The sequence below is a fragment of the Streptomyces sp. a15 genome, from assembly GCF_059026085.1.
Genome location: NZ_JBWLKM010000070.1, coordinates 25,406 through 43,707 on the forward strand (window position 1 = coordinate 25,406; position 18,302 = coordinate 43,707).

Here is an 18,302-nt window from a genome sequence, read left to right on the forward strand (position 1 = left end):
TTCCTCGCGCCCCTAAAGCCTCTTATTCCACCGTTACTGACTTGGCGAGATTCCTCGGCTTGTCGATGTCCCTGCCCAGCGCCAAGGCCGTGTGGTACGCGAGGAGTTGGAGGGGGATGCCCATCAGGATCGGGTCCAACTCGTCCTCGTTCTTGGGGACGATGATCGTCTGGTCGGCCTTCTCCTGGTGTTGGTGGGCGACCGCGAGGATCTTGCCGCTGCGGGCCTTGATCTCTTCCAGGGCGGCGCGGTTCTTCTCCAGGAGGTCGTCGTCGGGGACGATCGCGACCGTGGGGAGGGCCGGCTCGATCAGGGCCAGCGGGCCGTGCTTGAGCTCGGAGGCCGGGTAGGCCTCGGCGTGGATGTAGGAGACCTCCTTGAGCTTCAGGGAGGCCTCACGGGCCACCGGGTAGCCCCGGACGCGGCCGATGAAGAGCATCGAGCGGGCCTCGGCGTACTCCGCGGCCAGCTTCTTGATCTCGTCCTCCTGCTCCAGCATCTCGGAGATCTGCGCGGGCAGCCTGCGCAGGCCCTCGATGATCCGCTTGCCGTCCCGGACGGAGAGGTCACGGGTGCGGCCCAGGTGCAGGGCGAGGAGCGCGAAGGCGACCGTGGTGTTGGTGAAGCACTTCGTCGAGACCACGCAGACCTCGGGGCCCGCGTGCACGTAGACGCCGCCGTCCGCCTCGCGGGCGATCGCCGAGCCGACCACGTTCACCACGCCGAGGACCCGCGCGCCCTTGCGCTTCAGCTCCTGGACGGCCGCCAGCACGTCGTAGGTCTCACCGGACTGGGAGACGGCGATGTACAGGGTGTCGGGGTCGACCACGGCGTTGCGGTAGCGGAATTCCGAAGCCGGCTCGGCGTCCGCCGGAATCCGGGCCAGCTCCTCGATCATCTGGGCGCCGATCATGCCGGCGTGGTACGAGGTGCCGCAGCCGAGGATCTTGACGCGGCGGATCTGGCGCGCCGCGCGGGCGTCCAGGTTCAGGCCGCCGAGGTGCACGGTGGAGAAACGGTCGTCGATGCGGCCGCGCAGCACGCGGTCCACGGCGTCGGCCTGCTCGTGGATCTCCTTGTGCATGTAGGTGTCGTGGCCGCCCATGTCGTACGACGCGGCCTCCCACTCCACGGTGGTCGGCTCGGCGGTCGTGCGGGTGCCCTCGGTGGTGTACGTACGGAAGTCGTCGGCCTTGAGGGTGGCCATCTCGCCGTCGTCGAGGGTGACGATCTGCCGCGTGTGGGCGACCAGGGCGGCGATGTCCGAGGCGACGAACATCTCCTTCTCGCCGATACCGAGGACGACCGGGGAGCCGTTGCGGGCGACCACGATCCGGTCGGGGAAGTCGGCGTGCAGCACGGCGATGCCGTACGTGCCCTCGATGACCCGCAGGGTGTCGCGGACCTTGTCCTCCAGCTTCTCGGCCTGCGAGCGGGCGATCAGGTGGACGAGGACCTCGGTGTCGGTCTCGGAGAGGAACTCGACGCCGTCCGCCTCCAGCTTGCGGCGCAGGTCGGAGGCGTTGTCGATGATGCCGTTGTGGACGACGGCGACCCTGCCCTCGGCGTCCAGGTGCGGGTGGGCGTTCACGTCGGAGGGGGCGCCGTGGGTGGCCCAGCGGGTGTGGGCGATGCCGGTCGTGCCCTTGAAGCGGGCGGGGACCTTGGCCTCCAGGTCACGGACCCGGCCCTTGGCCTTGACCGTCTTGAGGCCGGCCGCCTTCGGGGAGGTGACGGCGATGCCCGCCGAGTCGTAGCCGCGGTACTCCAGGCGCTGCAGGCCCTCCAAGAGGAGGGGCGCGACGTCACGCTTCCCGATGTATCCGACGATTCCGCACATACAGATGTGTCCCTTAGCCGTAGACCATGCGGCGCAGCTGTCGGAGCGAGAGCTCCGGTGGTGCCACCGCCCGGTATTTCAGGTCCGCCTCGATCCGTCCGAAGATCTCCGCGTTCACCAGGCCCTGGGCCTGGAGCTCGCGGTGGCGGCGACGGACGTACTCCTCGGTCGTCTCGTCGAAGTAGGCGAGCACGTCCTGGACCACCCGCAGTGCCTCGCCCCGGCTGAGGGGCGTGGACCGCGTCAGATGATCAACAAGTTCGTCGTGCACCCGGTAGATCCTGGGGTACCGGCGGCACTTTCGCAAGAAAGCTGCCCGATTTCGGGCAAGCGCCTGTTGGAACTCTTTGGGGGAACGTTGAAGCTGTCATGAGTGCCTGTTCGTGAGCCGTCCATCCCGCGTCCGGCAACTCGTCGCCTGAGGGGACGAGTTTCAGACGCCATGGACATTCCTCGCATGGGAGTACCCGGCCGGCTCGCCGAGCGCATGAGCATGGCCGAGCAGCACGAATACCTGCGCGCCAGATTCTCCCGGCGCACGATGATCAGGGGCGGCGCGGTCACTCTGGGCGCCGTCGCCGGCGGCGCGTTCGTACCGGGCGCCACCGCACAGGCAGCGACCCCGACCACTGCTCCGAGCACCGAGACCGTCGACGGCGCCCTCGTCGCCCCCTTCGGCCGCCACCTCGCCTACGGCAACGACCCGCGCACCGAGATCACCGTCTCCTGGCAGGTCCCGGTCGCCGTGAAGAGGCCCTTCATCCGGATCGGCGCCCGGCCCTGGGACCTCTCCCGCAAGATCGAGGCCGAGGTGCGCACCCTGTACACCCCGGCCGGCGTGGGCGCGAGCGCCGACCACACCCAGTACTACCTGCACGCCAAGCTCACGAACCTGCGCCCCGGCAAGACGTACTACTACGGCGTCGGCCACGCCGGCTTCGACCCGGCCGAGCCGCACCTGCTCGGCACCCTCGGCACCTTCACCACCGCCCCGGCCCACAGGACGCCGTTCACCTTCACCGCCTTCGGCGACGAGGGCGTCAGCTATCACGCGCTGGGCAACAACAGTCTGCTGCTCGGCCAGAATCCGGCCTTCCACCTGCACGCCGGCGACATCGCGTACGCCGACCCGGCCGGCCAGGGCAAGACCGCCGACACCGGCTTCGACTCGCGGGTGTGGGACCAGTTCCTCGCCCAGACCGAGTCCGTCGCCAAGTCCGTCCCGTGGATGCCGGCCTACGGCAACCACGACATGGAGGCCTGGTACTCGCCGGGCGGCTACGGCGGCGAAGAAGCCCGCTGGAACCTGCCGGACAACGGGCCCGACAAGAAGAACCTCCCGGGCGTCTACTCCTTCGTCTACGGCAACACCGCGGTCATCTCGCTCGACGCCAACGACATCTCCTTCGAGATCCCGGCCAACCTCGGCATCTCGGGCGGCACCCAGACCAGGTGGCTGGAGGCGCAGCTCAAGAAGTACCGCGCCGCGCGGGACATCGACTTCGTCGTCGTCTTCTTCCACCACTGCGCCTACTGCACCTCCACCTCGCACGCCTCGGAGGGGGGCGTGCGCCAGGAGTGGGTGCCGCTGTTCGAGAAGTACACCGTCGACCTGGTGATCAACGGCCACAACCACCAGTACGAGCGCACGGACGTCATCAAGGCGGGCGCGGTCACCAAGAAGCTCCCGATCGGCGGCACGGCCTACCCCGAGACCGAGGGTGTGGTGTACGTGACGGCGGGGGCCGCGGGCCGCAGCCTGTACGCGTTCAGCGCCCCCCTGTCGTACGAGGGCCACGAGAACGAGGTGGAGTCCGTGGCCTCGTTCGTCAACCTCAAGGACGGCAAGCAGGACGAGACCGTCACCTGGTCCCGGGTCCGCTACCTCGACTACTCCTTCCTGCGGGTGGACGTCACCCCGGCCGCCACGGGCCGCACCGCCACGCTGACGGTACGGGGCATCGCCGAGACCGGCGAGCAGGTGGACCACTTCACGGTGGCGCGCAAGGCGAAGTAGGGCCGTGCGTGCGGCGTGTGTGCCCGGAAGGCAGGGTGCACCGCGAACGGGCGGTCCTCACCTCCCGGACGACTACATCCGCTTGAGGATCGCCTGCTTGGCCAGCGTGAACTCCTCGTCCGTCAGCACGCCCGTGCGGTGCAGCTCGCCGAGCTCGCGCAGTCGTCGCAGCAGGGCGTCGTGGCTGTCCTCGGCGGCGGTCGCGGGCGCGGCGAGTGCCTGGGGCTCCGGCGGCCGTACGTCCTTGGAGGCGGTCGCCGGATGCGGGAGCCGGGCCTGGACGGCCGCCGCGACCAGGGCCATCAGCGGGTCCTTCTTGAAGCCCCACAGTTCCACGGAGTTGGGGTCGTACTTGGGCGGGGCCTTGGTCGGGGCGTTCTTCACGGTGAACCGGAGGTGGCCGTTCTCCAGGCCGGCCGCCGGATGCCACTCCACGGCGGTGAGGTCGGTGAGCGCGAGCGTGCGGGTGCCGGCGGCGGCCTTGGCGTCCTCGGTCTTCCAGTTCCACTCCAGGCGGATCTGCTCGCCGTCGAAGCTCGCGGTGCCGTCCCCGGCGGAGACGGAGAGCGGCACGGCCGGGCCCGGCAGCAGGTAGGCGTCGACCGGGTCGGCCGGAACCTGGTCCAGGAGCAGGGCGCCCCGGACCTCGTCCACGAAGTACTCGGCGACGCCGTACCGGTCGGACTCGACGACCAGCTGGTACGGGTCGTGGGGCTCGGCGAGCCGGCCGCCGGTGGCGTGCAGCAGCGGGTCGGAGCCGTCGCGCAGGCGCAGCCTGAGCCGTCCGGTCTTCTTCCCGTGCTCGAACGAGACGCTCGCCAACGCGCCCAGTGGGACGACGAGTTCACCCAGGGCCTTGCGAAGCAGGCTGACGTTCTTGTCTCTTCCCGGCGTCAGCCGCAGGGCGTCGCCGTCGAAGACCCAAGTGCCGTCCTTCTGGAGGATTTCCGCCATGAGGGGATTGTTTCACTGCTTCTGAGGGAGAGTTGGTCCATACCTGTCCGGGCTCAAGGAAGGGACCGTAGGTGAGACAGCACCACAGAACGACCCGCCTTCTCGGCTCGCTGCTGCTCGTCGCGGCGGCGGGTGTCTCCGCCGTCGGCGCTACCCCGACTCCCACCGCGCAGCACGCGCTTCCGCTCGACCGGATCGTCCCGGCCCCCGCGTCGGTCACCCCGGGCGGACCGCCGTACCGCCTCACCCGCGACACACACATCCGCGTCGACGACTCCCGCGAGGCCCGCCGCATCGGCGCCTACCTCGCGGACGTCCTGCGCCCCTCGACCGGCTACCGCCTGCCGGTGACCACGCACGGCAAGGGGGGCATCCGACTCAGGCTGGCCAAGGGCCCGTTCGGTGCCGAGGGCTATCGCCTCGACAGCGGCGGCAAGGGCGTCACCATCACGGCGGCCAAGCCCGCCGGGCTCTTCCACGGGGTGCAGACCCTGCGCCAGCTGCTCCCGGCGGCCGTCGAGAAGGACTCCGTCCAGTCCGGCCCGTGGCTGGTCGCGGGCGGCACCATCACGGACAGCCCGCGCTACGGCTGGCGCGGCGCGATGCTCGACGTCTCCCGGCACTTCTTCACCGTCGGCCAAGTCAAGCGGTACATCGACCAGTTGGCCCTCTACAAGGTCAACAAGCTGCATCTGCACCTCAGCGACGACCAGGGCTGGCGCATAGCCATCGACTCCTGGCCGCGCCTGGCGACGTACGGCGGCTCCACCCAGGTCGGCGGCGGCCCCGGCGGTTACTACACCAAGGCCGACTACCAGGAGATCGTCGGCTACGCGGCCTCCCGCTACCTGGAGGTCGTCCCCGAGATAGACATGCCGGGCCACACCAACGCGGCCCTCGCCTCCCACGCCGACCTCACCTGCGACGGCGTCGCACCCCCGCTCTACACCGGCACCGAGGTCGGCTTCAGCTCGCTGTGCGTGGAGAAGGAGATCACGTACGACTTCGTGGACGACGTCATCCGGGAGCTGGCCGCCCTCACACCCGGCCGCTACCTCCACATCGGCGGCGACGAGGCGCACTCCACCAGCCACGAGGACTACGTCAAGTTCATGGACCGGGTACAGCCGATCGTCGCCGAGTACGGCAAGACGGTCGTCGGCTGGCACCAGCTGACCGGCGCGACCCCGGTCAAGGGGGCGCTCGCCCAGTACTGGGGCCTGGACTCGACGAGCGCGGCGGAGAAGGCGCAGGTCGCCAAGGCCGCGCAGAACGGGACCGGGCTGATCCTTTCGCCGGCCGACCGGATCTACCTGGACATGAAGTACGACGCGAACACCCCGCTGGGGCTGTCCTGGGCGGGCTACGTCGACGTGAAGCGGTCGTACGACTGGGATCCGGGCAGCTATCTGCCGGGGGCGCCGCCCGAGGCCGTGCGGGGCGTCGAGGCGCCGCTGTGGACCGAGACGATCGAGACCGGCGCGCACATCGAGTACATGGCCTTCCCGCGGCTCGCGGGCGCCGCCGAGCTCGGCTGGTCGCCGGCGGCCACGCACGACTGGGACGGCTACAAGGTGCGGCTCGCCGCGCAGGGGCCGCGGTGGGACGCGCTGGGGATCGGGTACTACCGGTCGCCGCAAGTCCCCTGGCCCGCCGGGTAGCCCGGACGAGGACGGGCACGACGACGGGCACGGCGACGGGCACCTCGGAGGACCGTACTCCGGGGTGCCCGTCTGTCTGTGGGGAGTGGGGGCGGTGGCTACAGCCCCGCGATCGGGTTCTCCAGGTTGCCGATCAGCTGGAGGGCGCCGGCCGGGTCCGAGAGGTCCACCATCTGCTCGTTGTTGCGCAGCTGGAGGCGGTTGAGGCAGGACAGCGCGAACTCCGGGGCGAACATGTCGTACCGCTTGAACTTGTCGGCGAGTTCGGGCACCGAGTGCTGGTAGTCGCGGGTCACCTCGGCGACCGTGCGCCAGAAGTCGTCCTCCTCCAGGATCCCCTCGGCGGCGAGGTTCGCGGCGAGGAAGCGGAAGAAGCAGTCGAAGACGTCCGTGAAGATCGACAGGAGCTTCTTGTCCTCGGGGACCTCGACGCGCAGCCGCTCGACCGTCGGCGGCAGTACCGCGTCCGGGTCCATCACGGCGATCTCCTCGGCGATGTCCTTGTAGATCGCGCGCTGGACCACGCCGTCCTTCAGGACCAGGATCACGTTCTCGCCGTGCGGCATGAACACCAGGTCGTAGGCGTAGAAGCTGTGCAGCAGCGGGGTGAAGTACGCCCGCAGGTACCGGCGCAGCCACTCCGTCGGCGTCAGCCCGGACCGCTCGATCAGCGCGCCCGCGAAGGACGCGCCCTCGTGGTCCACGTGGACCAGGGAGGCCATGGTCGCGAGGGACTCGCCGTCCTGGAGGGAGGACACCGGGCTCTCTCGCCACAGCGCGGCGAGCATTTTGCGGTACGGCGAGTAGCGGTCCGTCGCCTGCTCGTACTCCAGGTGCCGGTAGCCCACGGCCGCCCGCTCGCGGATGATCGTGAGGCCCGTCGACTTCAGCACCGGGTCGCCCTCGATGAGCTGGGCGAGCCAGTCGTTGATCGCCGGGGTCGCCTCCATGTAGGCGGCCGACAGCCCGCGCATGAAGCCCATGTTGAGGACGGACAGAGCCGTCTTCACGTAGTGCTTCTCGGGGTTCGACTTGTTGAAGAAGGTCCGGATGGACTGCTGGGCCAGGTACTCGTCGTCGCCCTCGCCCAGGCACACGAGGTGGCCGCGGGCGACCTCGGCGGCGAAGGTGACGGTGAGCTTGTTCCACCACTGCCAGGGGTGGACGGGGATGAGGAGGTAGTCGGCCGGGTCGAGCCCCTGGTCGGTGAGCTGCCCGTTGAAGCGCTCGACCGTCCGGTCGCCCAACTCGTCCCGGACGAACGACTCGTACTCGATGCCGACGCCCGCCGTGAACGCCGCCCGCGAGTGGTGCGCGGCCAGCCAGACCAGGCGGACCGGGCTCGCGGTCTCGGGGGCGTACGACAGGTACTCGTGGATGCCGAAGCCGAGCCGTCCGTTGTTGGCGACGAAGCAGGGATGGCCCTCGGTCATGCCGGTCTCGATGGCCTGGAAGTCGCTCTTTACCAGCTCGGCGACCGGGATCTGCGGCTTGGTGAGTTTGAAGCAGGTGCCGGAGAGGGTGGAGGAGATCTCCTCCAGGTAGACCGGCAGGATCCGGTCGCTCAGACCCAGGGTGTTCTTCAGCTCGATGAAGAAGTCCAGGGCGGCGAGCGGGAGTTGGTTGCCGCCCCGGGTGCGGGTGATCGAGTCGGCGTCCACCTGCCAGTGGTCGAGGGCGCGGCGGGTGGCGGTGAAGCGGTAGCGGGTCAGGCCGTCGTCGCCGCGGACGACGTACTCGTCGCCGTCCTTCTCCGGCGTGAGCAGCCGCTCGTGCGCGAACTCGGCCAGGGCCTTGCGGATCAGCTGGCGGTTGGCCGTCTCCCAGCGCTCGGGGGAGAGGTGGGCCACGGCGTCGGCGAGGGTCATGCCGTCACCGCCGTAGCCGCATGGCTGTGCCTGTTCAAGAAGCGCTCCCGGGTGCAGAAGCTCAACAACGCCTTCTTCTCCGGCTTCTGTATCTCGCGGTCGGGCACGAACCCGACGGCTTCGTTCAGGGCATGGACGGCCTTGTTGGACACGTCCGGTTCGACGACGACCCGGACGGTGCCCGGGTCCTCGAAGAGGTGCGCCATCACGGCCGTGATGACCGCGCGGGTGAACCCGTGCACGGGCCGGTCGGTGGGGGCGACCAGGAAGTGCATGCCGACGTCACCGGGCTGGGGCTCGTACAGGCCGACCAGCTCGTGGTGGGCGGGGTCGTACTTCTCCATCAGGAACGCGGGCACGCCGTCGTGCAGGCCCAGCAGGGCGTGCCAGTGCTCGTCGGCGGCGATCTCCATGTACGCGCGCTCGACGTCCTCCAGTTTGGCGTCCTGCATCATCCAGAAGGCCGCCTTGGGATGGGTGACCCAGGAGTGCACGAGCTCGGCGTCCTTGAGGGGGTCGAGGGGGCGGAGCGTCAAGGTGCCCAGGTCAGTGGTGGTGGTGTTCATACTGCGAACTCCTGGAAGGCGATCGTCTTCTCGACCGGGTAGTACTCGCTGCCGAGCAGCTCACGGATGATGGAGCTGTTGCGGTACGCGCCCATGCCCAGGTCGGGGCTGGTGATGCTGTGCGTGTGGACGCCGGCGTTCTGCAGGAAGACGCCTCTGCCCGTCACGTCGATCGCGTAGTTGCGGGCGATGTCGTAGTTGCCCCGCGAGTCGTAGCACAGCCGGTCGCGGACGGGCTTGAGGAACTCCGGTTCGGCGTACTTGTAGCCGGTGGCCAGGACCAGGCCCTCGGAGGCCAGCTCGTAGTCCTTCTCCTGCTCCTCCTGGCGCAGCCCCAGTGTGTACGTGCCGTTCTCGTACGTGGCGCTGTTCAGCGAGGAGTTGGTGAGCAGCCGCGTGGGCACCGGACCGCCGAGGTTCTTCTGGTAGAGCAGGTCGAAGATCTCGTTGATCAGGTCGCCGTCGATGCCCTTGAACAGGCCCTTCTGCTCGGCCGTGAGGCGGTAGCGGGTGTCCTCCGGCAGCGCGTGGAAGTAGTCGATGTACTCCGGGGAGGTCATCTCCAGCGTGAGTTTCGTGTACTCCAGCGGGAAGAAGCGCGGCGAGCGGGTGACCCAGTTCAGCCGGTAGCCGTGGACGTCGATCTCGCTGAGCAGGTCGTAGTAGATCTCGGCGGCGGACTGGCCGGAGCCGACGAGGGTGATCGACTCCTTCTTCTGCAACTCCTCCTTGTGCCGCATGTACCGGGAGTTGTGCACGAAGTCGCCGCCCAGGCCCTGGCAGGCCTCGGGGATGTAGGGCGGGGTGCCGGTGCCGAGGACCAGGCGGCGGGCGCGGAAGGTCTCACCGGCCGTGGTCTTCACGACGTACAGCTCGGCCCCTTCGTCGTACGTCACTTCCTCGACCGTCGTGTTGAAGCGGACGCAGCTCAGCTTGTTCGCGGCCCAGCGGCAGTAGTCGTCGTACTCGACCCGCAGGGGGTAGAAGTTCTCGCGGATGTAGAACGAGTACAGCCTGCCCTTCTCCTTCAGGTAGTTGAGGAAGGAGTACGGCGAGGTCGGGTCGGCGAGGGTGACCAGGTCCGACATGAACGGGGTCTGGAGGTGGGCGCCGTCCAGGAACATGCCGGCGTGCCACTCGAAGTCGGGCTTCGAGTCGAGGAAGAGTCCGTCGAGCTGGTCGATGGGCTCGGTGAGGCACGCCAGGCCGAGGTTGAACGGGCCGAGCCCGATCCCCACGAAGTCGTAACTGCGGGCGGATTCAGGAAGCGCGGTCAAGGGACTCTCCCAGGTACTGCTCGGCGTGGCCGGCGATCAGATCGAGTACGGCGGCCATGTCGTCGGTCGTCGTCTCGGGGTTGAGCAGGGTGAACTTCAGGTAGTGACGACCGCCCACCTTGGTGCCCGCGACCACCGCGTCGCCGGAGGCGAACAGGGCCTTGCGGGCGTACAGGTTGGCGCGGTCGATCTCGGCCGGGTCGGTGACGGCGGCCGGGATGTAGCGGAAGACGAGGGTGGAGAGGGTCGGCTCGACCACGACGTCGAAGCGCGGGTCGGCGGCGAGGAACTGCCAGCCTTCGACCGCGAGATCGCAGACCTCGTCGAAGAGCTGCCCGATGCCGTCGGCGCCCATCACGCGCAGCGTCATCCACAACTTGAGCGCGTCGAAGCGGCGGGTGGTCTGCAGGGACTTGTCCACCTGGTTGGGGATACGTTCCTGCACCATGCGGCGCGGGTTGAGGTACTCCGCGTGGTAGGTGGCGTGGCGCAGGGTGCTCGCGTCCCGGACCAGCACGGCGGACGAACTGACCGGCTGGAAGAAGGACTTGTGGTAGTCGACGGTGACCGAGTCGGCGCGCTCGATGCCGTCGATGCGGCCGCGGTACTTGATGGAGGCGAGCAGCCCGCAGCCGTAGGCGGCGTCGACGTGCATCCACACGCCGTACTGCTCGCACAGCTCGGCGACCTCGGGCAGCGGATCGATGGAGCCGAAGTCGGTGGTGCCGGCGGTGGCGACGACGGCCATGGGGACGAGGCCGTCCTGCTTGCAGCGCTCCAGCTCACGGGCGAGCGCGACGGTCTGCATGCGCTTGTCGGCGCCGACGGGGATGGAGACCACGGCGTCCTGGCCGAGCCCGAGGAGCTGCGCGGACTTCTTCACGCTGAAGTGGCTGACCTCGGAGGCGAAGATGCGCAGTTTGGCTGTCGTGTCCGTCTTGGCCTCCTCGCGGGCGAGGAGCAGCGCCTGGAGGTTGGACTGGGTGCCGCCGGAGGTGAACACGCCGTCGGCGTTCTCGCCGAGGCCGATGCGGGCGGTGGTCCAGTCGATGAGCTTGCGCTCGATGAGGGTGCCGCCGGCCGACTGGTCCCAGGTGTCCAGGGAGGAGTTGACGGCGGACAGGACCGCCTCGCCGACCACGGCCGGGATGACGACCGGGCAGTTGAGGTGGGCGAGGTAGCGGGGGTGGTGGAAGTAGATCGCGTCCCGGAGGTAGACGTCCTCCAGTTCGTCGAGCACCGCCGCGGTGTCGTGCAGCGGCTCGTCGAGGTCGATCTCTTCGATGCGGGGGGAGAGGGCGTCGACGGTGACGCCGGTGAACGGACGGGAGGTGGTGGCGAGTTTGGCCGCCACCCGCTCTATTCCTTCGGTCACGGAGCGGCGGTAGTGCTCCGCGGTCGTGTCGTTGAGCAGGTGCGAGCGCATGTGCGGGTCCTCCGGTGGGGACAGTCCGTGGGCTGGGGAGCGGGGCGGAGCCTCGGCTTCAACTTAGGTTAGCCTAACCTAATTAACTTGAGCGAAACCCAGCCCCTGCCGTGACTGCCGTCACTCTGAACACAGGCCTGGCGTCAGCCGGTTGGGGTCCTACGGGTGTCCACCGCCGAGCGTCACTCCTGCTCGCGCAACTGCTCCTCGGTCAGGCCCTGCCGCCAGTAGCCGACGAAGGTGACTCTTCGGCGGTCGAACTCGCGCTCACGCACGAAGTGCCGGCGCAGCTCCTTCACACACCCGGACTCGCCCGCGATCCAGACGTACGCGTGCTCGGCGGGCGGGAGTTGGGTGTCGCGCAGGGCGCTGAGCGCCAGGGGCGGACTCTGGGCGGCCTTCTCCTCCTGCACCAGCCAGGTGATCTCGGCGTCCGCCTCCGTCACCAGGTCCTGGATGTCACCGGCGTGCGGGACCTCCAGCCAGACCCGGGCGGGGGTGCCGGCCGGCAGCGACTCGACGATGGAGCAGGCGGCCGGTACGGCGGTCTCGTCGCCCCAGATCACCACCAGGTCGGTGTCCTCGGGCGGCCGGAAGCGGATCGCCCGGTTGTCCGCGACCGCCGGGCCCAGCAGGACGACCTTGTCGCCGGCCGCGGCGCCCGCGGCCCACCGGGAGGCGGGGCCTGCTTCGATGGCCGCGTCCGGCTCGACGCCGTGCAGCACGAAGTCGATGTCGATCTCGACTGTGTGTCCCTCGGCGTCCCGGCGCAGGGAGCGGAGCGTGTACGAGCGCATCACCGCCCGTACGTCCTCCGGGAGTTCGCGCCAGCCCTGCCACCAGCCGTCGCCGAGCTCGATCGGCACGCGGGGCTCACTCTGGCCGGGGTGCGGGATGAACAGCGACAGGGACTGGTCCTGTCCGTCGGAGTGGAAGTCGCGGAGGTCGGAGCCGTCGAAAGTGACCCGGACCAGAGACGGGCCGAGCCGCCTCGTCCGTACGACCTGGAGGGAGAAGAAACGGAACGGGGCGGCCACGGCGGTACTCACTCTTGTTCTCCTGAGAGGAGGGAAGATGTGGTCAGGTGCGGGGCGGGCCGGATCGCACGGAGTCGGCCGGCCCGCGCGCGAGGGTCAGCTGACCTTCTTGGCGTTCTCGAGCGCCTCGGCGAGGCTGGTGAGCAGCGGGGTGCACTTGGCGTAGGACAGGATCGGCTCGGGGGAGCGCGCGATGATCTGGCCGGCCTTGACGGCGGGCAGCTGCTTCCAGGTGGCCTCGGTGATGTCGGCCGGCTGGATGGTCGAGGAACGGTCGTCCATCATGATGATGTCGGCCTTGTACTTGTCGACGTTCTCCCAGCTCAGCGACTCGAACCAGCCGCCGCCGACCTTCTTGGCGCTCTCCGGCGGCTCGACGAAGTTCACGCCGAGGGCCTTGAAGTACTCCAGGTCGATGGAGAGGTTGGTGCCGGAGACGTAGAACAGTTCCGCGCTGGCGGAACCGGCCATCACCTTGATGTCGGGCTTGGCCTTGGCGGCCGCGCGCAGGCGGGTGGCGGCCTCCTCGAACGTCTTCTTGGAGTCGGCGACCGCGGCGGCCTTCATGTCGGCGCCCAGCGACTCGGCGAGCTCCCACATGCGCTGCAGCGGCGCGGTGAGCTGGCGGTCGTAGACGGATATGCCGACGCTCGGGGCGAGCTGGGCGATCTTGTCCTTCGACGCCTCGGGGACGTACCAGAGCGTGCCGGCGTCGTCGAAGATCGTGGAGATCAGCACGTCGGGCGCGAGGGCCGCGTACTTCTCGACGTTGAACTGGTCCCAGGCGTTGCCGAGGACGGTGAGCTTGCTGATGTCCATGTCGCCGGCCTGGACGTCGGCCTTGCCGTCCGAGGTCTTGGTCGGGCCGAACACGCCCTTGACCGAGATGCCGTAGTCGAAGAGGGCGGCGGCGACGCCGGTGAACGCGACGATGTTCGCGGGGGCCTTGTCCAGCTTCACGGTCGTGCCGCGGTCGTCCTTGAAGCTCCAGGGGCCGGAGGCCTTGGCGGACGCCGTCGAGTCCGAGCCGCTGCTCTCCGAGTCGCTGTCGCCGCACGCGGCCAGGAAGGCGCCGAGGCCGAGCGCGCCACCGGTGGCGAGCAGCCCGCGGCGGGAGAAGTTGGCGGTTCTGGCGTTCGACATGGGATGGGTCTGCTTTCGTGCGTACGGGGGCCACTGGGGGGTCCGCGCCTGCGGGTGGCTGGAATCGAGCTTAGGTTAGCCTAACCTTCCATCCTGTCCAGAGGGCACCCGGTACCTGTTCCCCAGCTGTGGAGGGCGATACCCGGGACTTCCGTGACGTGAGCCACAAACGGCTGGGTTCTCCGCGGAACGGCTCCCGGAGAATCCTGCCGGTGAACTCCCGCACAGGGACTGCCTCTTCGTCCCCTCAGCTTCGACTTCTCTGGGTGCTCCCCGTCGCCGCCAACCTCGTACTGGGCGTCGTCGCCGTCGTTCCCCTGTGGCTCCTCATCCAGTTCGTGAGAAACCACCCCCTCGCGGCCCTGGGCCTCACCAGCCGCGAACCCACGGACAGCGACGGCATGTTGCCGTGGGCGATGCTGCTTGTGCCGACGGGGGCAGTTCAGGCGGCTTTGTGGTGCGGAGTGAGTTCGATGGTGAGGTCGGCGTCGAGGGCGCGGGCCAGGCGCCGCAGGAGCGGGATGGTGGGCATGGTGCCGCCACCTTCGATCCGGGAGATCTGGGGCTGCTGCATGCCGCAGCGTTCGGCGAGTTCGGTCTGGGACAGCCCGAGGGCGGTGCGCCGGTCGTAGACCAGCTGGCCGAGGTCGTGGGCCAGTTCGGCTTCCTCGTACAGTCGGTCGTACTCGGTGTTGCCCTCGGCCCCTTCGCCGAGGAGCGCGCGGTGGCGGCGGGTTTTCCACTCGGCGTGGTTCATCGCAGTTCCTCCTTGATATTGCGGCTGTAGACGTCGTGTTCGGTGGCCGGCTGATGGCTCTCCTCGCACGCGGCTTGGGCGGCTCTGGCGCGGTCCACCTCGGCCGTCTCGCGCGTCTTGGTCTTGCGGAAGACCGTCAGCAGCACGACGCGGCGGTTCGGGGCGAGCCAGTAGGTGATGCGCTGGGCGTTGTCGCCGAGGTCGAAGCGCAGTTCGCGGAGCTTGCCGCCGAGGTGGCGACTGTAGGGCTCGCTCAGGGTGGTGGCGTTCTCCGCGAGCCGGTCGACCTTCTGCTCCGCTATCACGTAGTGGTGGGCGGGGAGGTTCTCCAGCCAGAGGCGCACCTCGGGCTCGATCTCGATGGTGTACCGCTCACCAAGCATAGCATTGATGCTATATGGCTCGGATGTTATACACCAGCCGTTGCCGCGTTTGATCCGGCGGCTGATGTCCTGTCTCTGTGATGTCCGGGCAAGTGGGCTGACGTCTCAGTCGTGTCCGGGCACCTGCCCCCACAAGCGAGAGAGGCAAGTACGCCTTGACAGTTTGGAAATGTCAAGGCGTACTTGCCTCATGACTCTTCCAGACCTGGACGATCTCATTGCGGAAGTCGACCGGAGATGCGACACCGCACACCGCCCCGGCGGACAAGACCAGCCCGACTGGCTCGCCCTCCTCACCGTCGCTGCCCAACTCGCAGGTCAACTACAAGCCCTGGCAGACGACCTGGTCGAGGACTACGTCGAGCACTGCAGAATGCACGGCAACTCATGGACGGACATCGGCACCGCCCTGGGCGTGACCCGGCAAGCGGTCCAGCAACGCTTCCACGCCCCGCACAAGCGCTACAGCCCCGAGGTCATGACCGACGACCTCCGCCAGGCGATGGTCCACGTCAAGCAGGCAGCGGTGCACCACCGCAACAACTACATCGGCACCGAGCACCTGCTCTGGGGACTGACCACGGAGGACAACAGCGCCACCCGACTCCTGCAGACCGCCGGCGTCTCACCGGAAACAGTCCACCTATCCGTCGGAACCCGGCTGAGCATGGGGGCATCCCAGGCAGCCGAACGGATCGCCTGGACTCCCTACTCCCGCAAGGCCATCGACATCGCCGAGGCACGGTCCGAGCAGCACGGATCCGACCGCATCGACTGTGAGGACCTGCTGATCGGTCTGGCCCAGGTCGGCCGCGGAGTGGCCGCCGACGTCCTGACCGAGGCTGGCTTCGACCCGGCCGCTCTCGACACGACACCTGCCGACGCCTGAACCCATCACGGCCCCGGCACCCACTACTCCTTGGACAGTGAGAGCACGGCTCCCTGCCCGGGCTTGAGTGAGACACACCGACGAATCCCGTCTCACTCAAGTCCGGGCACCGCAGGTCAGCGCAGCATGATGCCCCGGACTTATCCGAGACAGGACAGCTGACCGCGACCCGGCCGAGCCCGGCGCCTGGTGTCCCTTCTCGAAGGATCTGGTCTCCGTCTCAAGTGACCTGGTCTGATTCGTCGTTGATCTCAGTTGATCTGGTTCGTCATCCTGATCGCTGCACTACTCTGTCGAGCCATGAACGCGGACCGCTGGTTGGCAGACACCCGGACCTCCTACGACACGGTCGCGGTCAGCTATGCCGACCAACTACGCGAGGCTCTGGCCGGGGCGCCGTATCTTCGGGCGGCTCTGGCGCTGTTCGCCGACTTGGTGCACGCCGCTGGCGGTGGGCCGGTGGCGGACGTGGGCTGCGGACCTGGACACGTCACCGCTCACCTGCACGAGCTGGGTGTGGACGCTTTCGGCATCGATCTTTCATCCGTGATGATCGACGTGGCTCGGCGTGACCACCCCCGCCTGCGGTTCGAGGTGGGCTCAATGACCGACCTCGACCTCGCCGATGCTTCAGTCGTCGGCCTGCTCGCATTTTGGTCGTTGATTCACGTCCCCGACGAAGCAGTGCCCACGGTCTTCGGCCACTTCCGGCGCGTGTTGCGTCCCGGCGGACCACTGCTGCTCGGCTTTCACGTCGGCGACGAGTCGAGGCTGAAGACGCAGGGCTACGGCGGCCACCCGATGAACGTCCACGTTCACCGCCGCCAGCCTGACCAAGTGGCGGCCTGGCTACGCGATGCCGGGTTCACCGTCGAGGCCCAAATGCTGATCACCCCCGACGAGAGCGTTCCAGGTGCGGTCCTCTTCGCACGCCGTCAGTCCTAGCCACGCCAGCGGTCCGGTTGCGGCCGACGGCACAGCGAAGTCGGACCACAACAACTGAGACAGCCCCCGGCATCCGCTCGCCCGGCGAACGGGGCAGGTATCGCCTGCCCGTGGTTGTGCCCCGTGGCCCCCGGAGTGCGGTCGGCGCGGGTCCCGCGCCGGGGGGGTGGCTCAAGAAGGTGCCCTCGGCCCCCGCCCCGGCCCCCGGCACCCCCGCCCGGGTACGTCCTCGGGTCTGGTTGCGGGGTGCTGCTCGGGGTTCTGTACCGGATTCATGATCCGTCCCGGTGTGGTGGGCGGGTGCGTGTGGATGGTCCGGCGGTGGGAGGGATGCTGGTCCGACGCACGAGGCCCCGAGCGAGCCCCGCCAGCATTGCCAAGGGGCCGGGGATCGCGCGCGGCGGATCAGCGGCACCTCACCGACGGATCAGCCCGCGCCCGCCGCCCGGCCCGCAAGGGCTGGGCCCTTGATACTTGCCGTGGGCGATGATGCTCGTGCCGGCGGGGGGTGTTGGCGGGAGCGATCAGCGCGCTGTAATGGCCAACTCGTCAGGCCCGGCTCACGCGGGGACGTGACCGGAATCGGCTTCGGGCTCGGTTTCAGCTGCGCGGCGAATGAACCCTGAGGTGACCAGCTCGAAGTCGAAGGGGGCGGGAACCTGCACGGGCCGCCCGAACGGGACGTTGGTCCGCGACCGGTACCCCTTGGGAGACGGGTCCCAGAAGAACAAAACCTCCTGCACCTGCATGTCGAGCACGAGGTACACCGGCACGATCCGCCCGTACGTGTCCAGCTTGTCGAGCCAGTCCGCGTCCTTGGTGGAGCCGGAGGTCAGCCCGGCGACGAGGGAGAGGGCGGCACCGTCCGCGTGGCGGCCTTCGGCGTCGAACGCGGATTCGTCGGCGACGAAGAGATCGGGGCCGAAACCACGCTCGGCGGGAGGAAACATGAATGAGGAACGGCGAGGTCTCGGTGACGTGCCCGTCGGGGGCGTGGGCCTCCACCTGCGCGAGCAGCCTGCGCATGGGACGCACGTAGCGCAGCTTCGACCACGGCGACACGACGATCTTCCCCCGGACGAGCTCGGCCTTGTAGCCGTCAGGCGTGTCGAGTTCTTCGACGATCCGGAGCAGGTCGTCGAAGGACCCGGCCTAAGGAGCGTCTACGGGCGCACGTCGCTCGGTCATGGCGGGCACCGCGATCCTCCATTGATTACAGAGCGTGTCGCTCGCTCCACGATAGCGTCGCCCCGCATCGACCGCCCACGACTCGGCCCCCCTCACGCCGCAGCCACCCGCCCCGCAGCCTCCGGCCCGACCTCGCACCACAGCAGCTTCCCGCCCCGCCCGAAGAGGTCGTCTCCGAGCGGATAGCCGCCCCAGGTCTGTGCGTAGTGACAGACAAGGAACAGCCCGCGCCCGCCGGCGGCCTCTGCGGGAACCGGGCACAGGGGCCGGGACAGCTGGTCGAAGGGCGGTGGGATGTCCGGGTTGGTGTCCCAGACGCTCACCCGCAGCCGGTCGCCGCCGAGTCCGCGC

General features: G+C 68.7%; 17 protein-coding genes. 4 read left to right on the forward strand and 13 right to left on the reverse strand.

The genetic code is table 11. The annotated features are described in order from the left end of the window. Window positions 1–22: 22 nt before the first annotated feature. Complete coding sequence (gene glmS / locus AC5P09_RS40265; protein ID WP_493878659.1) at window positions 23–1,840, reverse strand: glutamine--fructose-6-phosphate transaminase (isomerizing); 1,818 nt, start codon at window positions 1,838–1,840, stop codon at window positions 23–25. A gap of 13 nt (window positions 1,841–1,853) precedes the next feature. After that, window positions 1,854–2,111, reverse strand: coding sequence for a hypothetical protein (locus tag AC5P09_RS40270; protein ID WP_266439235.1), 258 nt, complete (start codon window positions 2,109–2,111; stop codon window positions 1,854–1,856). Window positions 2,112–2,297: 186 nt separating this feature from the next. Between AC5P09_RS40270 and AC5P09_RS40275 the strand changes: the two genes are divergently transcribed. Continuing rightward, on the forward strand, window positions 2,298–3,857 hold the full coding sequence (locus AC5P09_RS40275; protein ID WP_493878660.1) for a purple acid phosphatase family protein: 1,560 nt from the start codon (window positions 2,298–2,300) through the stop codon (window positions 3,855–3,857). Between the two features lie 72 nt (window positions 3,858–3,929). On the opposite strand, the gene AC5P09_RS40280 is transcribed toward AC5P09_RS40275, so the two are convergent. Further along, complete coding sequence (locus AC5P09_RS40280; RefSeq protein ID WP_493878661.1) at window positions 3,930–4,811, reverse strand: DUF4429 domain-containing protein; 882 nt, start codon at window positions 4,809–4,811, stop codon at window positions 3,930–3,932. Between the two features lie 71 nt (window positions 4,812–4,882). On the opposite strand from AC5P09_RS40280, the gene AC5P09_RS40285 reads away from it, so the two are divergent. Next, window positions 4,883–6,472, forward strand: a complete 1,590-nt coding sequence (locus AC5P09_RS40285) for a beta-N-acetylhexosaminidase (protein ID WP_493878662.1) — start codon at window positions 4,883–4,885, stop codon at window positions 6,470–6,472. A 98-nt stretch (window positions 6,473–6,570) separates the two neighbouring features. Here AC5P09_RS40285 and AC5P09_RS40290 read toward each other — a convergent pair whose 3' ends face one another. From AC5P09_RS40290 to AC5P09_RS40325, 8 genes are all read right to left on the reverse strand, one after another. Further along, on the reverse strand, window positions 6,571–8,340 hold the full coding sequence (locus tag AC5P09_RS40290) for an IucA/IucC family protein (protein ID WP_493878663.1): 1,770 nt from the start codon (window positions 8,338–8,340) through the stop codon (window positions 6,571–6,573). Further along, complete coding sequence (locus tag AC5P09_RS40295; protein ID WP_493878664.1) at window positions 8,337–8,906, reverse strand: GNAT family N-acetyltransferase; 570 nt, start codon at window positions 8,904–8,906, stop codon at window positions 8,337–8,339. The genes AC5P09_RS40290 and AC5P09_RS40295 overlap by 4 nt, the downstream gene beginning before the upstream one ends. Then, on the reverse strand, window positions 8,903–10,183 hold the full coding sequence (locus AC5P09_RS40300; RefSeq protein WP_329340338.1) for a lysine N(6)-hydroxylase/L-ornithine N(5)-oxygenase family protein: 1,281 nt from the start codon (window positions 10,181–10,183) through the stop codon (window positions 8,903–8,905). Before AC5P09_RS40300 ends, AC5P09_RS40295 begins: the two co-directional genes overlap by 4 nt. Further along, entirely contained in the window at window positions 10,167–11,609 is a 1,443-nt protein-coding gene (gene desA / locus AC5P09_RS40305; protein ID WP_493878665.1) for a lysine decarboxylase DesA, read from the reverse strand. Before desA ends, AC5P09_RS40300 begins: the two co-directional genes overlap by 17 nt. 182 nt (window positions 11,610–11,791) lie before the next feature. After that, a complete protein-coding gene (locus AC5P09_RS40310; protein ID WP_493878666.1) occupies window positions 11,792–12,658 on the reverse strand; it encodes a siderophore-interacting protein in 867 nt (288 codons plus the stop codon). Between the two features lie 84 nt (window positions 12,659–12,742). Further along, entirely contained in the window at window positions 12,743–13,789 is a 1,047-nt protein-coding gene (locus tag AC5P09_RS40315; RefSeq protein ID WP_493878667.1) for an ABC transporter substrate-binding protein, read from the reverse strand. Window positions 13,790–14,231: 442 nt separating this feature from the next. Then, window positions 14,232–14,546 carry a helix-turn-helix domain-containing protein gene (locus tag AC5P09_RS40320; protein ID WP_493878668.1) on the reverse strand — a complete coding sequence of 105 codons (315 nt, stop codon included), beginning with the start codon at window positions 14,544–14,546 and terminating at the stop codon, window positions 14,232–14,234. Continuing rightward, window positions 14,543–14,929 (reverse strand): type II toxin-antitoxin system RelE/ParE family toxin, encoded by a 387-nt coding sequence (locus tag AC5P09_RS40325; RefSeq protein WP_493878669.1) that lies wholly within the window; start codon window positions 14,927–14,929, stop codon window positions 14,543–14,545. Before AC5P09_RS40325 ends, AC5P09_RS40320 begins: the two co-directional genes overlap by 4 nt. A gap of 190 nt (window positions 14,930–15,119) precedes the next feature. On the opposite strand from AC5P09_RS40325, the gene AC5P09_RS40330 reads away from it, so the two are divergent. Continuing rightward, window positions 15,120–15,818, forward strand: a complete 699-nt coding sequence (locus AC5P09_RS40330; RefSeq protein ID WP_493878670.1) for a Clp protease N-terminal domain-containing protein — start codon at window positions 15,120–15,122, stop codon at window positions 15,816–15,818. 300 nt (window positions 15,819–16,118) lie between these two features. Next, window positions 16,119–16,763 (forward strand): class I SAM-dependent DNA methyltransferase, encoded by a 645-nt coding sequence (locus tag AC5P09_RS40335; RefSeq protein WP_493878671.1) that lies wholly within the window; start codon window positions 16,119–16,121, stop codon window positions 16,761–16,763. A 560-nt stretch (window positions 16,764–17,323) separates the two neighbouring features. On the opposite strand, the gene AC5P09_RS40340 is transcribed toward AC5P09_RS40335, so the two are convergent. Both AC5P09_RS40340 and AC5P09_RS40345 read right to left on the reverse strand, forming a co-directional pair. Continuing rightward, entirely contained in the window at window positions 17,324–17,713 is a 390-nt protein-coding gene (locus tag AC5P09_RS40340; RefSeq protein ID WP_493878672.1) for a Uma2 family endonuclease, read from the reverse strand. A 330-nt stretch (window positions 17,714–18,043) separates the two neighbouring features. Then, window positions 18,044–18,302 (reverse strand): ATP-binding protein (locus tag AC5P09_RS40345; RefSeq protein WP_493878673.1); only part of this gene is annotated, 259 nt, incomplete at its 5' end.